This is a genomic window from Roseococcus sp. SDR, from assembly GCF_019083995.1.
Classification (GTDB): Bacteria; Pseudomonadota; Alphaproteobacteria; order Acetobacterales; family Acetobacteraceae; genus Roseococcus.
Genome location: NZ_JAHRCU010000002.1, coordinates 121,605 through 142,543, shown reverse-complemented (window position 1 = coordinate 142,543; position 20,939 = coordinate 121,605). Strand labels below are relative to the sequence as shown.

Annotated in this window: 17 protein-coding genes; 12 read left to right on the top strand and 5 right to left on the bottom strand. The window is 71.2% G+C overall.

The genetic code is table 11. The features are described 5' to 3' along the window. The first annotated feature begins 7 nt into the window (after positions 1-7). Genes KTR66_RS02795 through KTR66_RS02785 form a run of 3 tightly spaced genes read left to right on the top strand, consistent with a single transcriptional unit; the run spans position 8 to position 4,874 of the window. Positions 8-2,557, top strand: coding sequence for a nitrate reductase (locus tag KTR66_RS02795; RefSeq protein ID WP_213610172.1), 2,550 nt, complete (start codon positions 8-10; stop codon positions 2,555-2,557). After that, on the top strand, positions 2,557-3,882 hold the full coding sequence (gene cysG / locus KTR66_RS02790; protein WP_213610170.1) for a siroheme synthase CysG: 1,326 nt from the start codon (positions 2,557-2,559) through the stop codon (positions 3,880-3,882). The genes KTR66_RS02795 and cysG overlap by 1 nt, the downstream gene beginning before the upstream one ends. A 44-nt stretch (positions 3,883-3,926) precedes the next feature. Further along, positions 3,927-4,874, top strand: a complete 948-nt coding sequence (locus KTR66_RS02785) for a tripartite tricarboxylate transporter substrate binding protein (RefSeq protein WP_213610168.1) — start codon at positions 3,927-3,929, stop codon at positions 4,872-4,874. A gap of 9 nt (positions 4,875-4,883) precedes the next feature. Here the strand turns inward: KTR66_RS02785 and KTR66_RS02780 are convergent, their stop codons facing one another. Genes KTR66_RS02780 through KTR66_RS02765 form a run of 4 tightly spaced genes read right to left on the bottom strand, consistent with a single transcriptional unit; the run spans position 4,884 to position 9,169 of the window. After that, positions 4,884-5,324 carry a DNA polymerase III subunit chi gene (locus tag KTR66_RS02780; protein WP_213610166.1) on the bottom strand — a complete coding sequence of 147 codons (441 nt, stop codon included), beginning with the start codon at positions 5,322-5,324 and terminating at the stop codon, positions 4,884-4,886. Further along, positions 5,321-6,304 (bottom strand): NADPH:quinone reductase, encoded by a 984-nt coding sequence (locus KTR66_RS02775; RefSeq protein ID WP_213610164.1) that lies wholly within the window; start codon positions 6,302-6,304, stop codon positions 5,321-5,323. Before KTR66_RS02775 ends, KTR66_RS02780 begins: the two co-directional genes overlap by 4 nt. Before the next feature lie 24 nt (positions 6,305-6,328). Continuing rightward, entirely contained in the window at positions 6,329-7,705 is a 1,377-nt protein-coding gene (locus KTR66_RS02770) for a leucyl aminopeptidase family protein (RefSeq protein ID WP_213610162.1), read from the bottom strand. 3 nt (positions 7,706-7,708) lie between these two features. Next, a complete protein-coding gene (locus KTR66_RS02765; protein ID WP_213610160.1) occupies positions 7,709-9,169 on the bottom strand; it encodes a leucyl aminopeptidase in 1,461 nt (486 codons plus the stop codon). An 84-nt stretch (positions 9,170-9,253) separates the two neighbouring features. Between KTR66_RS02765 and cysQ the strand changes: the two genes are divergently transcribed. Both cysQ and KTR66_RS02755 read left to right on the top strand, forming a co-directional pair. Further along, positions 9,254-10,018 (top strand): 3'(2'),5'-bisphosphate nucleotidase CysQ, encoded by a 765-nt coding sequence (gene cysQ / locus KTR66_RS02760; protein WP_213610158.1) that lies wholly within the window; start codon positions 9,254-9,256, stop codon positions 10,016-10,018. A gap of 10 nt (positions 10,019-10,028) precedes the next feature. Continuing rightward, on the top strand, positions 10,029-10,982 hold the full coding sequence (locus KTR66_RS02755) for an L-threonylcarbamoyladenylate synthase (RefSeq protein WP_371818992.1): 954 nt from the start codon (positions 10,029-10,031) through the stop codon (positions 10,980-10,982). Positions 10,983-11,057: 75 nt separating this feature from the next. Here KTR66_RS02755 and KTR66_RS02750 read toward each other — a convergent pair whose 3' ends face one another. Beyond that, positions 11,058-11,354, bottom strand: a complete 297-nt coding sequence (locus KTR66_RS02750; RefSeq protein ID WP_213610155.1) for a hypothetical protein — start codon at positions 11,352-11,354, stop codon at positions 11,058-11,060. A gap of 170 nt (positions 11,355-11,524) precedes the next feature. Here KTR66_RS02750 and KTR66_RS02745 point away from each other — a divergent pair, with 170 nt between their 5' ends. The 7 genes from KTR66_RS02745 to KTR66_RS02715 all read left to right on the top strand — a co-directional run bounded on the left by KTR66_RS02745 (position 11,525) and on the right by KTR66_RS02715 (position 20,925). After that, the gene (locus KTR66_RS02745; protein WP_213610153.1) at positions 11,525-12,967 is read left to right on the top strand and encodes an FAD-binding oxidoreductase; all 1,443 of its coding nucleotides are present in this window, start codon (positions 11,525-11,527) and stop codon (positions 12,965-12,967) included. Positions 12,968-13,001: 34 nt separating this feature from the next. Continuing rightward, a complete protein-coding gene (lptF, locus tag KTR66_RS02740) occupies positions 13,002-14,132 on the top strand; it encodes an LPS export ABC transporter permease LptF (protein WP_213610151.1) in 1,131 nt (376 codons plus the stop codon). Further along, on the top strand, positions 14,129-15,253 hold the full coding sequence (gene lptG, locus KTR66_RS02735; protein WP_213610149.1) for an LPS export ABC transporter permease LptG: 1,125 nt from the start codon (positions 14,129-14,131) through the stop codon (positions 15,251-15,253). Before lptF ends, lptG begins: the two co-directional genes overlap by 4 nt. Next, positions 15,250-17,745 (top strand): LPS-assembly protein LptD, encoded by a 2,496-nt coding sequence (locus KTR66_RS02730; protein ID WP_371818991.1) that lies wholly within the window; start codon positions 15,250-15,252, stop codon positions 17,743-17,745. The genes lptG and KTR66_RS02730 overlap by 4 nt, the downstream gene beginning before the upstream one ends. Before the next feature lie 46 nt (positions 17,746-17,791). Further along, the gene (locus tag KTR66_RS02725) at positions 17,792-19,159 is read left to right on the top strand and encodes a peptidylprolyl isomerase (protein WP_249731801.1); all 1,368 of its coding nucleotides are present in this window, start codon (positions 17,792-17,794) and stop codon (positions 19,157-19,159) included. Next, the gene (gene rsmA, locus KTR66_RS02720) at positions 19,152-19,979 is read left to right on the top strand and encodes a 16S rRNA (adenine(1518)-N(6)/adenine(1519)-N(6))-dimethyltransferase RsmA (protein WP_371818990.1); all 828 of its coding nucleotides are present in this window, start codon (positions 19,152-19,154) and stop codon (positions 19,977-19,979) included. The genes KTR66_RS02725 and rsmA overlap by 8 nt, the downstream gene beginning before the upstream one ends. A 67-nt stretch (positions 19,980-20,046) precedes the next feature. After that, on the top strand, positions 20,047-20,925 hold the full coding sequence (locus KTR66_RS02715; protein ID WP_213610147.1) for an MBL fold metallo-hydrolase: 879 nt from the start codon (positions 20,047-20,049) through the stop codon (positions 20,923-20,925). Positions 20,926-20,939 lie beyond the last annotated feature (14 nt).

The following is a 20,939-nucleotide window of genomic DNA, read 5'->3' as shown; positions in this document are numbered from 1 at the left end:
ACCGGTGATGGACGGCTCCCTGATCCCCACCACATGCCCCTATTGTGGCGTGGGTTGCGGCGTGCTGGCCACGCCGGGCGGCGTCGTGCGCGGTGACCCCGCGCATCCGGCCAACCGGGGCCGCCTGTGCAGCAAGGGCGCAGCCCTCGGCGAGACCACTGGCTTGGAGGGGCGTCTCCTCCATCCGATGGTGAACGGCAAGCGCGCCAGCTGGGAGGCGGCGCTGGACGCCGCGGCCGAGGGCTTCCGCCGCGCCCTGGCGCAGCATGGGCCGGAGGGTGTGGCCCTCTACGTCTCCGGCCAATTGCTGACCGAGGATTACTACGCCGCCAACAAGTTCACGAAGGGCTTCCTCGGCACCGGGAACATCGACAGCAATTCCCGGCTCTGCATGGCGAGCGCGGTCGCCGGCCATCGCCGCGCCTTTGGCGAGGACCTCGTGCCCGGCGTCTATGAGGATCTGGAGCAGGCGGATCTGCTGGTCCTCGTCGGCAGCAACCTCGCCTGGTGCCATCCGGTGCTGCATCAGCGCGTGCTGGCCGCCAAGGCGCTGCGCCCGCAGATGCGCCTCGTCGTCGTGGACCCGCGCCGCACCGCGAGCTGCGAGGCGGCCGACCTGCACCTCGCACTTCGTCCGGGCAGCGATGTCGCCCTCTTCGCCGGGCTGCTCGTCCATCTCGGCCGTGCCGGCTTCACCATTCCCGACGCGCTGCGGCAGGAGCTGGATGTACCGGCGCTGACCGGCCTGGAGCCGGCGCAACTCGCGACCTTCCACCACTGGTTCACCGGCACGGAGCGCGTGGTGACGCTCTGGAGCCAGGGCACCAACCAATCGAGCAGCGGCACCGACAAGGCCAACGCCATCATCAACTGCCACCTGGCCACCGGCCGCATCGGCCGGCCGGGCATGGGGCCTTTCAGCGTCACCGGCCAGCCCAATGCCATGGGCGGGCGTGAGGTGGGCGCGCTGGCGAATATGCTCGCCGGCCATCTCGATGCCGAGAAGCCGGAGGAGGTCGCGGCGCTGCGTGATTTCTGGCAGGCGCCCAACCTGGCCACCAAGCCGGGCCTGAAGGCGGTCGAGCTGTTCCGCGCGGCGGAGGAGGGGCGGATCGGCGCGATGTGGGTGATGGCGACGAATCCCGCTGTCTCCCTGCCGGATTCCGCGCAGGTGCGCCGCGCGCTGGCGCGCATCCCAACGCTCATCCTCTCCGATTGCCATGCGGGCTCCGACACGGCGGAACACGCGCAGATCCTGCTGCCGGCGCTGGGCTGGGGCGAGAAGGACGGCACCGTCACCAACAGCGAGCGCGTGATCAGCCGGCAGCGCGGCTTCCTGCCCGCCCCCGGCGAGGCGAAGCCCGATTGGTGGATCATCGCGCAGGTGGCGCAACGCCTCGGCTGGGGTGAGCATTTCGCCTGGCCGAACGCGGCCGCGATCTTCCGCGAGCATGCGGCGGTGACGGAACTCGCGCGCCCCGCGCCGCGCGTCTTCGATCTCGGCGGCCTGGCTGACCTCAGCGATGCCGAATACGAGGCCCTGGCGCCGACGCAATGGCCGGTTCCGCGCCCAGGTTCCGGTATTGGGGCCGCGCGCGGCGGGCGCATCACGCCACCGCTGCAGCGCCTCGTGCCCACGCCCTTCCGCCCGCCCTCCCATCAGGGCGACATGATCCTGCTCACCGGCCGCCTGCGCGACCAATGGCACACGATGACGCGCACCGGCCGCGTGCCGCGCCTGATGCAGCACGCGCATGAGCCGGTGCTGACGGTGAACCCTGCCGATGCCGCAGGCCTCACCGAGGGCGGCCTGGTGCGCGTGGCGAGCGAATGGGGTGAGGCGGTATTGCGCCTCGCGCTCGATCCCGCCACGCCGCGAAACGCCTGCTTCGCGCCGATGCACTGGACGGATCAGCTCGCCCCCCGCGCACGCATCAACACGGCGGTGACGCCCGCGACGGACCCGATCAGCGGCCAGCCCGAACTCAAGCACACGCCCGTCACGCTGACGCCCTTCGCGGTGCGCTGGCATGGCTTCGTGCTGGCGCGCAGGGCACTCGGCACGCAGCTCGCCGATTGGTGCACCGTCGCGCCCGCGGCCGAGGGCGTGACGCGGCATGAGCTTGCGGGCCAGGATGCCGCGCCCTTCGAGCGTCTGGCGCAGGCCCTTGGCGAGGGCCCACCCACCATCGCGCTGCATGCGGAAGCCACCGGCGAGCATCGCGCGGCCTGGCTGCGCGACGGGCAGCTCATCGCGGCGATCTTCCTTGGCCCGGACCACGCCCTGCCGCCGCGCGAATGGCTCATCTCCCTCTTCGCCGAGGCCCGCATCGGCAGCGCCGCACGCCATGCGCTGCTGGCCGGGATGCTGCCCGATGGCCCACCGCCCTCGCCCACGCTTTGCGCCTGCCACGGCGTGAGTGCGGCGACCATCCGCGCCGCGATCGAGGCCGGGGCGGGGGATGTCACCGCCATCGGCGCCGCCACCTGCGCCGGCACGGGCTGCGGCAGCTGCAAGCCCGAACTCGCCGCGCTGCTTGCGATGGCGCCGGCCTGATGCGCCATTTCCCCGCCTTCCTCGACCTGCAAGGCCGCACCGTGCTGCTGCTGGGTGCCGGCGAGGCGCTGGCCGCCAAGGCCACCCTGCTGCGTGCCGCCGGCGCAGAGCTGCGCGAGGCGCCCCGCTTCGATCACGCACTGCTGGAAGGCTGTGCCATGGCTGTCGCCGCCGGCGCGCCGGAGGCGGACCTGGCCGCGCTGCATGCCGCCTGCATGGCGCGCGGCCTGCCCGTGAACGTGGTGGACCGGCCGGAATTCTGTTCCTTCATCACGCCCGCCATCATCACGCGCGAGGGCATCACCATCGGCGTCTCGACCGGTGGCGCGGCACCCGTGCTGGCGCGGCTGATCCGCCAGAAGATCGAGGCGGTGCTGCCGCCTTTGCTGGGCCGCGTCGCCGCACTCGGGGCGAAGTTCCAAGCCGCCGTGCGTGCCCGCATCCCGAGCCTCCCCGCCCGCCGCGCCTTCCTCGAGCGCGCGCTGACCGGCACGCCGGCCGACCTCGCCTTGTCAGGCCGTCAGCAGGAAGCGGAAGCCGCCTTCGCCCGCTTGCTGGAGAATGCCGAGGCCGCGCCCCGCGGCTTCGTGCAGCTCGTCGGCGCCGGGCCGGGCGCGGCCGATCTCCTGACCCTTCGCGCCCTGCGCGCATTGGGTGAGGCCGATGTCATCGTGCATGACCGCCTGGTGAGCGCCGAGGTCCTGGACCTCGCGCGGCGCGACGCACGGCGCATCTTCGTCGGCAAGAGGCGCGCGCAGCATTGCGTGCCGCAGGAGGGGATCAACACGCTGCTCATCGAGCTGGCGCGAGAGGGGCTGCGCGTCGTACGCCTCAAGGGCGGCGATCCCTTCATCTTCGGCCGGGGCGGCGAGGAAGCGCAGGCACTGGCCGAGGCCGGCATCCCCTTCGAGGTGGTGCCCGGCGTCACGGCCGCACTCGGTTGCGCCGCGCAGGCCGGCATCCCGCTGACGCATCGCGATGCCGCGCGCATGCTGACCTTCGTCACCGGCCACACGCGTGACGGGCGGCTCGATCTCGACTTCGCCGCACTCGCCCGGCCCGGCCAGACGCTCGCCATCTATATGGGCCTCACCACCCTGCCGGAGTTGCGAGACGGCCTGGCCCGGGAGGGCTTTGACCTTCGCACCCCCGCCGCCCTGATCGAGCGCGGCGGCTCCCCCCGCCAACGCGAATTGCGCGGCACGCTGACCGAGCTCGTGGCCCGCGCCCCGGCCTGGGCCGGCGATGGCCCGGTGCTGCTGCTGCTGGGCGAGGCGGTGGCGCATGGCGCGCTGCCTGCCCGCGCGGAAGCCGCCTTCGCCTGAGCGCCGGCTTGCGGTAGAAGCCGGGGACCGCCGGAGGAAACACCATGCAGCGCCGTCTCCTGATCGCCACCATCCTGGCAGCCCCCGCCATCGCGCGCGCCCAGACCCAGCCCTTGCGCCTGATCGTGCCCGCCCCGCCCGGCGGCAGCACGGACATCCTGGCCCGGATCCTGGTCGAGCGCGCCAGCGCCACGCTGGGGCAGGCCGTCGTTGTGGATAATCGTGGCGGCGCGGGCGGCATCATCGGCACCGAGGCCGCGGCCCGTGCGGCGGCGGATGGCAACACCATCATCCTCGGCCACAACCAGACGCATGCCTCCAACCAATGGATGGCGCGCAACCTGCCCTACAACGTGATCGAGAGTTTTTCGCCCGTCGCGCGCCTGGCCACGGTGCATCACGCGACGGTGGTGCCGGCCAATTCGCATGCGCGCAACATGGCCGGGCTGATCGAGATGGGCCGCGGCGGGCGGCGCGTCTCCTACGCCTCCTCCCAGGCCGGTTCCGCCAGCCATGTCATCGCCGAGACCTTCGTGCGGCGCTCCGGCATGGATGCGGTGCATGTGCCCTATCGCGGCGGCGGGCCCGCCACGCAGGATACGGTGGCGGGTGTCGTGGATTTCTACGTCTCCACCTGGCCCGGCGTCGTCACGCTGGTGCGCGAGGGGCGGCTGCGCGCGCTCTCCATCGGCGCGGCGCAGCGCGTCCCGGGCTTCCTGGACCTGCCGACCACGGCCGAGGCCGGCGTGCCCTTCATGGCGGTGGATGCCTGGTTCGGCCTCTTCGCCCCGCGTGGGGTGGATGCGGCGCGCGTGACGCGCCTCTCCGAGGCCTTCCTGGGCGCGCTGGCCCAGCCCGAGACGGCCGAGCGCGCGGCCCAGGCCGGGCTGAACGCCGCCCCCATGGGCCCGGCCGACTTCGCCGCCTTCCAGCTCGCCGAGGTGCGCCGCTGGCAGGAGATGGCGACGCTCACGGGCATCATGATGGAGTAGAAGGCCGCCTCAGGCCTTCTTCTCCCAGCCGCGCTCGCCCTGCTGCCAATAGGTCAGCGCGTGCCCAGCCGCCTTGGCGGCGCTCCAGCGCCGGCGCGCGGCAGCGACGGCGTTCTCGTCGCCGCCATCGAACAGGTCGAAGGCACGCGCGTAGAGCGGCAGATGCGCGCTCTCCGCGCCCTCGGTCAGGAAGAGGTGCTGCGCGCCATTGGGCGGCGGCGCATCCTCGGTGGTCAGGAATATCGGCTGCACCGACCCCTCGCGCGTGCCATGCGGCAGCCAGTCGGGCTCGGCGCAGGTCCAGAGGGCGTCATCCAGCGAGGCCATGCGGTCCTTGCTCGCGCAGAGCACGAGGGCGCGCTGCTCCAGGGCGAGCACGCGGCCGAGCAGGCGGGGCAGGGCCTGCTCCAGCGTGCTGCGCGTGAGGTGGTAGAAGCCGATCTCCGTCATGGCACCGTCAGCACGATGTTCCCCATCGCCGTGCCATCCATCACCTTCTCATGCGCCGTCGCGCATTCGGCCAGCGGCAGCGTGGCCGCGATGGCATGCCGCAGCCCGCCCTCGCGCAGCAGCTTGTCCAGCACCATCTCGCATTCCTCACGCGCTTCGGCGCTCAGCTCATAGACGATGAAGAAGCGGATTGCGGCCCCGCAGAGGATCATCGGGAAGAAGCCGAGCGTGATCTCGGCCGCACCCGAGCCATAGGTCACGCAAAGCCCGTCCTGCTTCACGATGCGCGGCAGCAGCGCGGCATTGGCGGCGAGGTCCACCTCGATCACGCGGTCCACGCCGCGCCCGCCGGTCAATTCCTGCACGCGCGCCGCCACATCATCGGCGCGGTAGTTGATCACGGCATCGGCGCCGGCCGCCCTCGCATGCGCGGCCTTGGCCTCGGAACTCACGGTCGCGATCACCTGCTTCGCGCCCAGACGCTTCGCGAACTGGATGGCATAGTGCCCGACGGCGCCGGCACCGCCCGCCACCAGCACGGAATGGCCGATGACACCGCCATCCACCATCACCGCCCGCAGTGCGGTCAGCGCGGGAATGCCGAGGCAGGCGCCCTCCGCGAAGCTCACATTCTCCGGCAGCGGCACGGCCTGGGCGGCGGGCAGCACGATGTATTCGGCCGCCGTGCCGAAGGGCCGCTTCCATTGCCCGTTCCAGAGCCAGACGCGCTCCCCGACACGCGCCGCATCCACGCCGGCGCCGACCGCCGCGATCACGCCCGCGCCATCGCTGTGCGGGATGACGCGCGGCGCCGACATGGGGCGTGAGCCGCCACGCGCCTTGCAATCCGAGGGGTTCACGCCGGAAGCCTGCACACGCACCAGCACCTCGCCCGCGCCGGGCTCGGGGCGCGGCATCTCGCCATGCACCAGGACCTCGCGCGCGGCGCCCGTCGCCTCGTACCAGACCGCCTTCATCATGCTGCTCATCCTCTTGGCCTCTCCCTATAGCCGATGCGGGTCCTCGAAGTGGCGCTCCACCAGCGCGTCCAGCAAGCGCACGCCAAAGCCGCTGGGCGTGCCCTTGGCCGCGGGGAACTCCTCCGTCTCGGCGGTGTCCACGCCCGCAATGTCCAGATGCGCCCAGGGGAGGGTCCCCACGAACTCCCGCAGGAAGGCCGCCGCATGGCTGGCATCGGGCTGCGGCCCGCGCCCGGCCGGCATGCATTGCCGGATGTCCGCGATGTCGCTCTTCAGATCCTCGCGATGCCGTTGCCCGATGGGCAGGGGCCAGAGCCGCTCGCCCACCACCTCGCCCGCCGCCGTCACCGCGGCACCCAGCGCCGCGTCATTGCCGAAGAGCCCCGCGCGATGATGGCCCAGCGCCGTCACGACGCTGCCGGTGAGGGTCGCGAGGTCGAGCAGCGCCTGCGGGCGGAAGCGGCGCGCGGCGAAGTGCAGCGCATCGGCCAGCACCAGGCGCCCTTCCGCATCCGTGTCCACCACCTCGACGGTGCGGCCGTTCATCATGCGCAGCACATCGCCGGGGCGATAGGCCATGCCGCTGGTCGCATTCTCGGCGATGGCGAGTACGGCGACGGTGGGGCAGGGGGAACGCCGACGGGCCAGGGCCAGCATCGCGCCCGCACAGGCGGCCGCACCGGCCATGTCGGCGCGCATCGCCTCCATGCCGGCCGCACCCTTGATGGAGATGCCGCCCGTGTCGAAGCAGATGCCCTTGCCGATAAAGGCCACCGGCGGCGCCTTGAAGCCGCCCTTCCAGCGCAGCACCACGAGGCGCGGCGGATGCGCGCTGCCCTGGCCCACCGCCAGCAGCCCACCCGCGCCCAGCCGGCGCAGCGCCTTGCGGCCCAGCACCGTGACCTCGAGGCCCTCCTTGCGCAACGCCTTCAGCCGCTCTGCGAAGGCGCCGGGCGTCAGGTGATTGCCGGGTTCCGCCACCAAGGCGCGCGCGAAGGCGGCACCAGCCAGCGCTGCCTCCGCCCGCGCCCAGGGCTGCTCCAGCCGCGCCGGTTCCTCGACCAGGAGCTCGATCCGCCGTGCTCGCTTCTCCGCCTTCAGCCGATCGAAGCGCCAGGCGCGCAGCATGGCACCGGTGGCGAGCGCCACCGCGCAGCCGGGCGGCAGGCCACGCGCATCGAGCGCCACGCGCTGGGCGTTGCCAGCCGCCGCGATGCAGGCCGCGCCCAGGCGTTCCCAATCATGCGGGGAGGAGGCGCCTTCCGCGCCCACCCAGCGCTCGTCAGGCGCGAATTCCAGCACCTCGCCCGGCCGGCCGCGGAAGCCCGAAGGGCCGTGGCCCTCCGCGACCGGGCGCAACCGCAGCGCCCCGCGCGAGGGCGCGCGCCGGATCTTCAGCACGGCTCAGCCTTCGTAATGCTCCGCGACGAGGCGATCGAGCATCCGCACGCCATAGGCGGTGGCACCCTTCGGAATGGTCGGGCTGTCCTTGCTGCTCCAGGCCGTGCCGGCGATGTCGAGATGCGCCCAGGGCTTGCCTTGCACGAAGCGCTGGATGAAGCAGGCCGCGGTGATCGAACCACCGGCGCGGCCGCCGCCCACATTCTTCATGTCGGCGATGTCGGACTTGATCTGCTTGTCGTAGGCATCGCCCAGCGGCATGCGCCAGGCGGCTTCGCCGACGGCGTTGCCGGCGGCGATGATGCGCGCGGCCAGCTCCTCGTCATTGGCGAAGAGGCCCGCATGCTCATGGCCGAGTGCGACGATGATGGCGCCGGTCAGCGTGGCGAGGTCCACCATGAAGGCGGGGTCGAACTTCTGGATCGCGTAGTGGATGACGTCGGCCAGCACGAGGCGCCCCTCGGCATCGGTGTTGATCACCTCGATGGTCTGGCCCGAGGCGCTGGTCACCACGTCACCCGGGCGCTGGGCGTTGTGGCCCGGCATGTTCTCGACCAGGCCCACGATGCCGATGATGTCGGCCTTCGCCTTGCGGCCGGCGAGTGCCGCCATCAGCCCGGCGACGGTGCCGGCGCCGGCCATGTCCCACTTCATGTCCTCCATGCCGCCGGCCGGCTTGATGGAGATGCCGCCGGTGTCGAAGGTGACGCCCTTGCCGATGAAGCAGAGCGGCTTGTCCATCTTCTTCCGGCCGGAGCCGTTCCACTTCATCACCACCATGCGCGGCTCGTTGATCGAGCCCTGGGCCACGCCCAGCAGCGCGCCGAAGCCGAGCTTCTTCATCTCCTTCGGGCCCAGCACCTCGATGCCCAGGCCGAGCTTCTCGAGGCCCTTCAGCCGGTCGGCGAATTCGGCGGGCGTCAGGATATTGGCGGGCTCGGAGACGAGGTCGCGCGTGAGGAACACACCCTCCACCACGGCCTTCATCGGCGCGAAGGCGGCCTTGGCGGCGGCGGGCTCGGCCGCGCCGATGGTGAGCTTGGCGAGCTTCGGCTTGTCCTCCGCCTTCTCCATCGTGCGGTAGCGGTCGAAGCGATAGGCGCGCAGCGCGGCGCCCATCGCGAGGCTCGCCGCCTGTTCGGCGGTCAGGCCATCGGCCGCCACCATCGCCGCCGCCTCGCCCGAGATCATCGGCACCAGGCTGCCGCCGAGCTTCTCGGTGTCCGGCGTCTCGCCCAGACCGAGCGCCACAAGCTTGGTGATCCCGCCGGCGGGAGCCCAGAGCGTGGCCGACTGGCCTTTCTTGCCCTTGAAGCCGGCCGCCTCCAGCGCCCGGCCGAGGCCGCCCTCCATCGCCGCATCGAGCGTGGCGGCGAGGCCGGTGAGAGCCGCCCCCTCGGCGATGGGCAGGACGAGGGCGCCGGATTTCGGCAGCGCGGGCTTGGCGAAGGCGATGTCGAGCATAGGGTGATGTCCCGTCTGGAGGTTGCCTATAGGATAGGGGCTGCCTTGCATTGCGTCATCCCGGCCGGGTGGCTAGATCACGGCATGACCCATACCGACCTTCTTGCACTGGCCACCCGCCTCGCGCGGGAGGCGGGCGATGCGATCGAGGCTGTCCGCCGCGCCGGCTTCGCCATCGAACGGAAGGGCGATGCCAGCCCTGTCACCGCGGCCGACCGCCTGGCCGAGGGCATCATCACCGAGGGGCTGCGCCTCGCCACGCCGGAGATCCCCGTTGTGGCGGAGGAGGCCTTCTCGGCGGGTGAAGTCCCGGCCGTGCAGGAGCGCTTCTGGCTGGTGGACCCGCTGGACGGCACGAAGGAATTCGCTGCCGGGCTCGATGAATACGTCGTCTGCATCGCGCTCATCGAGGGCGGGCGGCCCGTGCTGGGCGTGCTGGCCGCGCCCGCGCGCGGCAGTGTCTATGGCGGCATCGTCGGCACCGGCGCCTGGATCGAGGAGGGCGGCCAGCGCCGGCCCATCCAGGCCCGCCGGGCCCCGCCCGAAGGGCTGCACCTGCTCGACAGCCGCTCGCACCGCGATGCGGCAGCGACCGAGGCCTATTGCGCCAATCTTTCCATCGCGGAGACCACGCGGATGGGTTCGGCCCTCAAATTCGCCTGGATGGCCGAAGGCAAGGCGGATCTGATGCCGCGGCTTTCGGCAGGGATCATGGAATGGGACACGGCGGCCGGGCAGGCGGTGCTGGAGGCGGCGGGTGGCCGCGTGGTGGATGCCGAGGGCCGGCCGCTCACCTATGGCAAGCCGGGCTTCCGCAACCCGGGCTTTGTCGCCTGGGGCGCGATGTGACGGGGATGCGGTGACCGCTCTCCTTGACGACCCGCTGGACGCTGCTGCGCTGCTGCGCTCGGGAGCGCTGGTCGCCTTCGCAACCGAGACCGTCTACGGCCTGGGCGCCGATGCGCGGAATGGCCAGGCGGTGGCGGGAATCTTCGAGGCCAAGGGCCGCCCGCATTTCAACCCGCTGATCTGCCACTTCGCCGAGGCGGAGGCCGCCTGGGCCGAGGTGCGCGCCGATGACCGCGCCCGCGCGCTGGCCGCTGCCTTCTGGCCAGGGCCGCTCACCCTCGTGCTGCCGCGCCGGGCGGATTGCCGGATCGACCTGCTGGCCGGGGCCGGTCTGGACACGCTGGCGGTGCGGGTGCCGGCGCATGAGGGCGCCCTGGCCTTGCTCCGCGCCGCGGCCACGCCCGTTGCGGCGCCTTCCGCCAACCGCTCGGGCCGCGTCAGCCCGACCAGCGCCGCCCATGTGATGGAGGAACTGTCCGGCCGGATCGCCGCCGTGCTGGAGGGGGGGGAATGCGCCGTCGGCGTGGAATCCACCGTGCTGGACCTGGCCGGGGGAGGGGCGGCCCTGCTGCGTCCCGGCGGCGTGCCGCTGGAGGCGATCGAGGCGGTGATCGGTCCGGTCGGGCGCCCCCTGCCGCGTCATGCCGGCCCAGCCCCCACGCTGCGCAGCCCGGGCATGATGCTCTCCCACTATGCGCCCACGCTGCCCTTGCGCCTGGATGCGCGGGAGGTGGCGTCCGACGAGGCGCTGCTGGCCTTCGGCCCGCCCTTGCCGGGTGCGGCTGTGACCTACCAGCTGTCCGAGACGCATGACCTGCGTGAGGCGGCATCCCGCCTCTTCGCTGGCCTGCGCGCCCTCGATCGGCCTGGGCTCAGGGGCATCGCCGCCATGCCTGTGCCGGGAGAGGGGCTGGGGCCCGCCATTCGCGACCGGTTGGCCCGCGCGGCGGAGCCGCGGGAGTAGGTGCGCGCGGCGGAGCCGCGGGAAGGGGTGCGTGCGGCGGGATCGCCGGAGTGAAAATTTAGGTGTGGGGTCCGATCAGCGCGGCAGCACCCGGTAATGCTCCTGGTCCTCGCCACTGCAATCGCGCTTCAGCGCGGCGAGCCGGGTCGAGTTGTGGTTGTGGCCGATCCGGTTCTGTCGCGCGATCTCTTCATCGATGGATTGGTTGAAGCCCTGGCAGCCGCTCAGGCGGTTGATCACCATGGGGCTGGCGGTACTCGTGGCGACCGTGACAGGGGTCGGCGCGCCCTGCATCCAGTGCATCAGCCCGAAGCCGCCGGCTGAGCAGACCACGATGACGAGCAGGCTGGACAGGAATTTTCCGGGAGCCATGAGAGAAATTCCATAAATGACACGTTTTCTCTCGGAATATAGCAAGGTTGGCGCGTGTGCAAAATAACATTCCGTTTCCTTTTTGGCATATCGCAGCGTGGAGCCCGAAAAGATGGGCGGCAGCCCCGCGGGGTCTCTGGAGATGCCCCGCGGCCCGGCTATAAACCCGCATGCCCGACCACGCCCCTCACCCCGCCGACCCCTCCCTGCTCACGGCCTTCCGCGACATTCTCGGCGCCCCCGGGGTGCTGGCCGAGCCCGGCGATGTTGCGCCGCATCTGAGCGACTGGCGCGGCCTTTACCGCGGCGAGGCCATGGCGGTGCTGCGCCCGGCCAGCACCGAGGAGGTCTCGGCCTGCGTGAAGCTTTGCGCCGCGCAGGGCATCGCCATCATCCCCCAGGGTGGCAATACCTCCATGGTGGGCGGCGCCACGCCCGAGGCGCGGCCGCGCCAGGTGGTGCTGAGCCTCGCCCGCATGAACCGGGTGCGCGAGGTGGACACGGCCGACATGACCATGACCGTGGAGGCAGGACTGGTGCTTGCCCGCGCCCAGCAGGTGGCCGCGGAGCACGGCGTGCTGTTCCCGCTGAGCCTCGGCGCCGAGGGCACGGCCATGATCGGCGGCCTGCTCTCCACCAATGCCGGCGGCAACACCACGGTGCGCTACGGCAATGCCCGCGAACTCATGCTGGGCCTCGAGGTCGTCCTGCCCGATGGCAGCGTGATCAATGGGTTGCGCCGGCTGCGCAAGGACAACACCGGCTACGCGCTGCGGCATCTCTTCGTCGGTGCCGAGGGCACGCTCGGCATCATCACCGCCGCCGTGCTGCGACTGTTTCCCGCGGCGCGTGAGACGGCGACCGCGCTCTGCACCCTTCCCTCCGAGGATGCGGCGCTCGCTCTGTTCCGGCGTTTCCGCGCCGCCGATGAGGGCGCCGTGCGGGCCTTCGAGTACATGTCCGGCATCGGCATGGGCATGGTGACGGCCACGATCGAAGGCGCGACCCTGCCGCTCGCCGCCCCCGCCGACCACTATGTCCTGGTGGACCTCTCGGCCTCGCGCGAGGGCGCCGGCCTGCGTGGTCTGATGGAGAGCGTGCTGGAGGCCGCCATGGAGGCGGGCGAGGTGGAGGATGCGGCGCTGGCGGAATCCGAAGCGCAGCGCGCCGCCATCTGGCGCCTGCGCGAGGAACACCCCGAGGCGCAGAAGCGTGCCGGCGCCAGCGTGAAGAACGACGTCTCGGTCCCCGTCTCGGCCGTGCCGGAGCTGATCCGGCGGGCCTCGGCCGCCTGCCGCGAACTGATCCCGGGCAGCCGCCCGGTGCCCTTCGGCCATATGGGCGATGGCAACATCCACATGAACCTGGCCCAGCCCGAGGGCATGAGCGCCGCGGATTTCCTCGCCCGCAGCCATGACATCATGGATGAGGTGAACGCGGTGGTACGCGACCTCGGCGGCAGCTTCAGCGCCGAGCACGGCATCGGGCGCCTCAAGACGGACATGATGGAATCCTGGCGGGGTGGCGCCGAATTGGATGCGATGCGCCGGATCAAGGCAGCGCTGGACCCGCAGGGGATCATGAACCCCGGCAAGCTGCTTCCCGATGCGTGACCTTCCGGCCATGGGCTGGTAAGACCGCGCCCATATGAAGCGCATAGACCTCTACATCATGCGGCAGCTGGCGCTGTCGCTGCTGGCGGTGACGGTGGGGCTGGCGGCGCTGGTCTGGCTCACCCAGTCGTTGCGCTTCATCGAGCTGGTGCTGGATCGCGGCCTCTCCATCTGGGTCTTCCTGGAGCTGACCGGCCTGCTGCTGCCGAGCTTCTTCGGCGTGATCCTGCCCATCACCACCTTCGTGGTCACGCTCTTCACCTATGTGCGCCTGGCTTCCGACCGCGAGCTGGTGGTGATGCGCGCGGCCGGGCTCAGCCAGTGGCAGCTCTCCCGCCCCGCCCTGGTGGTGGCGATGGGGGCCATGGGCGTCTGCTTCCTGCTGAACCTCTGGATCACGCCCGCCTCGCACCAGGCCTTCCGCGAATGGCAGTTCGAGATCCGCAACCAGATGGCGGGCCTGCTGCTGCAGGAGGGCGTGTTCAGCTCGGTCGGCGAGGAGCTGACCGTCTATGCGCGGGACCGCGACGCAGGCGGTACGCTCTATGGCATTCTTGTGCATGACTCGCGCGAGCGCGGCGCGCCGGTGACGATCCTGGCCGAGAGCGGGCGCATCGTCTCGACGCCGCAGGGGCCGCGCGTCACGCTGTTCAACGGCCAGCGCCAGCAGGTGGAGCGCGTGGTGCAGCCCGATGGCAGCAGCACCATGCGCCTCACCGTGCTCACCTTCCAGGAGAACAGTCTCGACCTCGCGCGGGCCAGCCGCAACGAGGGCCAGCGCTTCCGCAACGCGCAGGAGCGCACGCTGGGCGAATTGTTCTATCCCGAGGAAGGTGTCTCGGTGCGCGACCGCGGGCGTTTCCTGGCCGAGGGGCACCAGCGCCTGACCGGCCCGCTCACCGCCGTCACATTCGCGCTGCTCGCACTCGCCGTGGCGCTCTCCGGCCAGTTCCGGCGCTTCGGCGGCGGCATCAACCTCTTCATCGGCAGCCTGCTGATGGTGGCGCTGCTGGCGGTGGGCCTGTCCATCGGCAATCTCGCGGCGCGGCAGACCGCGCTGATCCCGCTGATCTGGCTGCATGCGCTGCTGCCGGGCTTCGCCTCCGCCTGGGTCATCTCCGGCATGCCCGGACTGCCGGACCAGCTGCGGGGCTTCGCGCGATGATCATCGCGAAGACCCTCACCTTCTATGTCGCGCGCCGCTTCCTGGCGGCCACGGCGGGGATGCTGCTGGCGCTGACGCTGCTCGTCTCGATGTTCGACTTCATCGAGCTGCTGCGCCGCGCGGCCACCCGCCCCGATGCCGGCTTCGCGCTGGTCGCTTCCATCGCCGGGCTGCGCATGCCCTTTGTCGGCCTGCAGATCATGCCCTTCGCCATCCTGCTCGGCGGCCTGCTGGCCTTCTGGCGCCTCACGCGCTCCTCCGAACTGATCGTCGCGCGCGCGGCGGGCATTTCCGCCTGGGGCTTCCTCTCGGGGCCGTTGGCCGTGGCGCTGTCCTTCGGGCTGCTCGCCATCATGGCCGTCTCGCCCGTCTCCTCCGCCATGCTGGGCCGGGCGGAGCGGCTCGAAGCTTCCTATCTGCGCGCGGGCGGCGGCGTGACGGCCCTGGCCGGCGGGCGGCTCTGGCTCCGCCAGGGGGATTCCGGGCTGGAGCCGGGCGGCGTCGCCGTCATCTCGGGCCGGCCGGCCCGGCTGCTCGGCACCGACCGTCTGGCCGATTTCAGCCTGGCCGACGTCACCATCTGGCGGCTCTCGGCGGGTGGCGCGGCGCTCGCCCGCATCGAGGCGCCGCGCGCCACCCTGCGGCCCGGCCGCTGGGAGGTGGAGGATGCCACCGTCTTCGGGACCGACCGCCTGCCACGCCCGCCCGCCCGCCTTTCCTTGCCCACGGATCTGACGCCGGACCGCATCGAGAACAGCTTCGCCTCGCCCGACACGCTCTCCTTCTGGGCGCTCCCCGACTTCATCGCGATCCTGGAGCAGGCGGGTTTCTCGGCCCTGCGGCACCGGCTGCAGTTCCAGTCCATGCTCAGCACCCCCATCCTCGCCATGACCATGGCGCTGCTCGCCGCCGGCTTCTCCATGCGCAACAGCCGCCGGGGCGGCGTGGCGCAGACCATTGCGGCCGGCGTCGCCGCGGGCTTCGGCCTCTTCGTGCTGGACCGCATCACCGGCGAATTCGGCGAGTCCGGCACCCTGCCGGTCTGGCTGGCCGCCTGGGCCCCCACGGCGACCGGCCTGCTGCTCGCCCTTGCCCTTCTGCTGCATCTGGAGGATGGGTGAACGCCGTGCCCCCCACGCTGCCCGTCCCTCCCTTGCGCCCGGCGCAACCCCTGCCGCGCTTCGCACGCCGCCTGATCCGCCGCGCCCAGGCGCGTCGCCTCGGCCTGCGGCCGAGCCCGCGTCTGTGGCGCGTCCTGGCGCTCGCGATCGCGCTGGCGCCGCTGGAACTGCTGCTGCCGGCGAGCGCGCAGATCGCGCCCAGCTTCGACCCGGCCTCGCAGACCTTCGCGCCCATGGGCTTCGTGGACTCGCAGATGGCGCGGGAGACGCTGCCAAGCCTGGTCGGCGCGCCCTCCGCCGCCGCGCCGGCGGGCCCGGCCGGGGCCTCGCCCGTCGTCGGCGGTGGCGGCACCGATGGCCCGGTCACCTTCTCGGCGGAGGAAGTGGAATACGACCGCGAGCGGGAGCGCGTGGTGGCACGCGGCCGCGTGGAGGCCTGGCAGGGCGGGCGCTTCCTGCGCGCCGACAGCTTCACCTATGACCGCAACACGCGCGTCGCGCTGCTGCAGGGCAATGTCCAGATCATCGAGGCCGACGGCCAGGTCTTCTATGCCGAGGAGGCCGAGCTCGGCGACGGCTTCCGCGACGGCGTGCTGACCGAGATCCGCGCCCGGCTCGCGCAGAACGCCCGCCTCGCCGGCAATGGCGCGCGCCGCACCGATGGCACCGTCACCGAGATCGCGCGCCCGGTCTATTCCTCCTGCAACCTCTGCGAAAGCGATCCGACGCGCCCGCCGCTGTGGCAGATGCGCGCCCGCATGGCCACGCAGGATCGTGAGTCCCAGCGCATCTCCTACCGCGGGGCGACGGTGGATATCGGCGGCATTCCGCTCTTCTACACGCCCTTCTTCTCCCACCCCGATCCGCAGACGCCGCGCGCCTCGGGCTTCCTCTTCCCGACCAACGGCTACACGCGCTTCCTCGGCGCCTTCACCCAGACGCCGTATTTCTGGGCGATCGACGAGACGCAGGACCTGCTGATCACGCCCACGATCGGCACGCTGGCGCCGCCCAACCTGGCCCTCGACTACCGCCGCCGCTTCAACAACGGCGAGCTGACCATGCAGGGCTCGATCGGCTACATGAACCAGGAGCAGGCCGAGCGCGCCGCCGCCGGCGGCACCGGCTCGCCCGGCGTCAACGGCCACTTCTTCTCGCGCGGGCGCTTCGCCATCAACGAGAACTGGCGCATCGGCTTCGACGGCAACTATGCCTCGAGCGACGCCTATCTGCGCACCTACAAGTTCGAATACCGCCGCGTGCTGACCAGCACGGCCTATGTGGAGGGCTTCTGGGGCACCGAGGCCTATGCGCGCATGGATGTGCGCTACTACCAGGGCCTCAACACGCAGGACAATCTCTCCAGCATCCCCTTCGTCGGCCCCAACGGCATCTACGAGCATGCGCCGCGCAAGCAGATCCTGGGCGGCTACGTCACCTCCGATGTCGGCATCCTGGGCCTGACGCGCCCGACCGGCACCTTCAGCCAGCGCCTGGCCAGCCGCGTCGTCTATGAGAACCCGCAGCAGGGCCTCTTCGGCGACCAGATCACCTTCCGTGGGCAGTTCGACGGCACCGGCTATTACGCCGGCAACCAGCAGAACAACGGCTTCAACCCGCTGCCCGAAGCCAATGGCATCCATGCCAATGGCAATATCCGCCTCGCAGCCGACTGGCGCATGCCCTTCATCCGCTCCGCCGGCGAATGGGGCACGCAGATGATCGAGCCGCGCGTGCAGCTCGTCACCGGCCCCAATCTCGGCCGCCAGCTGCGCTTCCCGAACGAGGATGCGCTGGATTTCGAGTTCACCGAGGCCAACCTCTTCCAGCTCAGCCGCTACACCGGCCGGGACCGCATGGAGGGCACGACGCGCGCCGACATGGCGCTGCGCGGCAGCTGGGATTTCGTGAATGGCGGCCGGGCGGAGGCCGTCATCGGCCGCTCCTTCCGCGCCACCCAATCCACCACCTTCCCGCTGAACACCGGCCTGAACGACCGCGCCTCGGACTGGGTGACGCGTTCCACCTGGACGCCGGTCTCCTGGGTGGACATCATCGCCCGCAACCGCTTCGACAGCGAAAGCTTCCAGCACCGCGCCACCGATGCGGTGGCCAACTTCAACCTGGGCCGGGTGGGCGCGCTGAGCAACCTCTCGCTCAGCGGCGGCTACCTCTTCAACAACCGCCTGCCGCAATTCCCGACCAGCACCGGCCGCAACGAGGTTCTGGTGGGCGCCTCCGTGCAGTACCGCACCGCGGCGGGCGGCGTCTGGCGCGCCGCCGGCTCGCTGCGCTACGACGTGGTGGCCGACACGCCTGCCATGATCGTCGCGAATTTCGGCTATGAGGACGAATGCTTCATCCTGGAGGGGCGCTTCCTCAAGCGCTACGCCCGCAACACGACGACCGGCGAACCCTTCATCGGCAACACGGTCTTTCTGGTCAGGCTCGGCTTCAAGACGGTTGGCGACTACTTCTTCCGGGCCATCTGAGGCCCGGTTTCCGGCCTGGGCGGTTCTGCTCTAAGACACAGGGATCATGACCCGCATCCGTCCCCGAATCGCCGCCAGCTTGCTCCCGCCGGGCCTGCGCCCCAGGCGGCTGCTCCCGTTGGGGATGGCGCTGTTGCTCGCCCTGGGCGCGGTGCCCATGGCTGTGGCCCAGCCGCGGCCAGGAGCGGCGCCCGAAGGCGCCGCCGCGCCCGCCGCCGGCAACCGCATCCTGGCCGTGGTGAACGGGGACCCCATCACCCAAGCCGAGGTCACCTCCCGCTCGCGCCTCTTCGCGCTGAATGTGGGCATGGGCGTGGCGCCCGAGATCCTGACCCGGCTGCAGCCGCAGGTGCTGCGCCTCGCCGTGGATGAGCGCCTGCGCATCCAGGAGATCCAGCGCCGGCGCATCGGCGTCAGCGACACCGACATCGCCGAGGCCATCGCCGATATCGAGCGGCGCAACAACCTGCCGCCCGGCTCCATGCGGAACCAGCTGCGCAATGCCGGCATCCAGCCGCGTGTGCTGTTCGATCAGATCCGCGCGCAGATCGGCTGGGGCCGGCTGCTGCGCCAGGCGCTCGGCCCGCTCGGCGAGATCAGCGAGCAGGAAGTGGCCGACGCCATCGCCTCCCGCCGCGCGCAGGAGGCGCAGGCCGAATACCTGGTGAGCGAGATCTACCTGCCGGTGGATGACCCCGCCAACGAGGCCGAAGTGCGCCGCTTCGCCGATGAAGTGATCGGCCAGATCCGCCGTGGCTCGCCCTTCCCGGTGGTGGCCTCGCAGTTCAGCCAGGCGCAGACGGCGCTCGGCGGCGGCGATGTCGGCTGGGTCGGCGTCAACCAGCTCGACCCGGAGGTGGCGGCCATTGTCACCCGCATGCCCCCCGGCGCGGTCAGCAACCCGATCCGCGTGGCGGGCGGCTTCCAGATCGTCACCCTGCGCGCGCGGCGCGAGGGCGGGACGGCGGCGCAGCTCTCGACCATGCTGACCATCCGCCAGGTCTTCACGCCCTTCGACCGTCCGCTCGACCCGCAGGCGCCGACCGAGCAGCAGCGCGCCGTGGTGGAACGCGCCCAGCGCCTCTCGCAGACGCTGCGCGGCTGCGAGCAGGTGGACGCGCTGCCCCGTTCGAGCGACCGCCCGACCGACCCCGGGCCCATCCGCCTCGAGGGTCTGAACCCGCCCGCGCTGCGCAGCATGCTGGCCAGCCTGCCCATCGGCCGGCCGAGCCAGCCGGTGATCGCGCCTGATGGCGTGCTGCTTCTCATGGTCTGCTCGCGCGAGCAGCGGAACATGAATGAGTTCACGCCCGACGCCGCGCGCCAGCAGATCCTGCGTGACCGCGTGGAACTGCTCTCGCGCCAGCTCCAGCGCGACCTGCGCCGCCGTGCCGTGATCGAGATGCGTGTCTGAGTTGACACCCCTCGCCGGCGTCGTCGGCAAGTACGGCCTGGATGCCCGCAAGGCGCTCGGCCAGCATTTCCTGCTGGATGAGACGCTCTGTGCCCGCATCGCGCTGCTGCCTGGCGACCTGGCGGGGCGTCACGTGCTCGAGGTGGGACCTGGGCCGGGTGGGCTCACCCGGGCGCTGCTGGCCAAGCCGCTTGCGCACCTCACCGCCGTCGAGCTGGATGAGCGCGCCATCGCAGCGCTGGAAGAGGTGGTGGCGGCGCATCCGGACCGCCTCACCGTGCTGCGCCAGGATGCGATGACGTTCGACGGCGTGGCGGAACTGCCTGCCCCCCGCCAGGTCGTGGCCAACCTCCCCTATAATGTCGGCACTCCCCTGCTCATCGGCTGGCTGCGTGAGGCCGCGCATTGGGAACGGCTGACGCTGATGTTCCAGGAGGAGGTGGCCTTCCGCATCACCGCCGCCCCGCAGACCGAGCATTACGGGCGGCTCGCCGTGCTCTCGCAATGGGTGGCGCATTGCATGATCGGGATGCGGCTGCCCCCGGGCGCCTTCCGCCCGCCGCCGCGCGTGCATTCCGCCGTGGTGGTCGTCACGCCCCATGCCGAGCAGCCGCCGCCCGAGCTGTTCCGCGCGATGGAGCGCGTGACGGCGGCCGCCTTCGGCCAGCGTCGCAAGATGCTGCGCGGCTCGCTGAAATCGCTGGGCGGCGCCGAGGCGCTGCTGGAGCAATGCGGCATCGCGGGCGAGCGCCGGGCCGAGGAACTGCCGGTCAGCGCCTTCGATGCACTGGCCCGCGCCGTGCTCGCGCGCAGCACCTGACCCTCCCTGGCGCGCCCGCGCGATCCGATTCAGGATAGGCGCAGTCCAAGACTTCGGAGGAACACACATGAAGCGCCTGCAGATCGGCGACGTCGCCATCACCAGCCTCATCGAACGCGACGGGCCCTGGCGGCGGCCGGAGGATTTCTTCCTCAACTACGACAGCGCGGCCAAGGCGGCCGATGTGGCGAAGCTGGCGCCGGAGGTCTTCGACCGCGCCTCGGGCAAGATGGTCATCACCTACCAGACTTTCGTGGTGCGCACCGGCCGCCACACCATCCTGGTGGATACCTGCACCGGCGAGGACAAGGGCTATCCCGCGCCCATGGATTTCCCGAAGCAGCCCTGGCTGGACGCGATGGCCGCCGAGGGGCTGACGCCGGCCGATATCGACTACGTCTTCTGCACCCATCTGCACATCGACCACAGCGGCTGGAACACCAAGCTGGTGAACGGCCAGTGGGTGCCGACCTTCCCCAATGCCAAATACATCTTCCACAAGGGCGAATACGCCGCCTGGGAGGCGCTGGAGCGCGAGGGCAAGGAACGTGCGGGCGGCGCGGGCGGCGTCTGGCGGATGAATTGCGAGCCCATCGTGAAGGCCGGCCAGGCGCTCTTGGTGGATGAGAGCTTCACGCTGGATGACTGCATCAGCCTGATCCTGACCCCCGGCCATTCGCCCGGCCATGTCTGCGTGAAGATCAGCAGCAAGGGTCAGACCGCGATCATCGCGGGCGACATGATGCACCACCAGCTGCAATGCCTGGACCCCACCATGTCCACCATCTTCTGCTGGGACCCGCACGCGGCGGCCGAGAGCCGCAAGCGCGTCTTCGAGGAGGTGGCCGAGACCGACACGCTGCTGCTGCCGATCCATTTCCCCACGCCCACCGCCGGCCGCCTGAAGCGCGCGGGCGGGAGCTACGACTGGATCTTCGCGCGGTAGTTCTGGACAGCCAG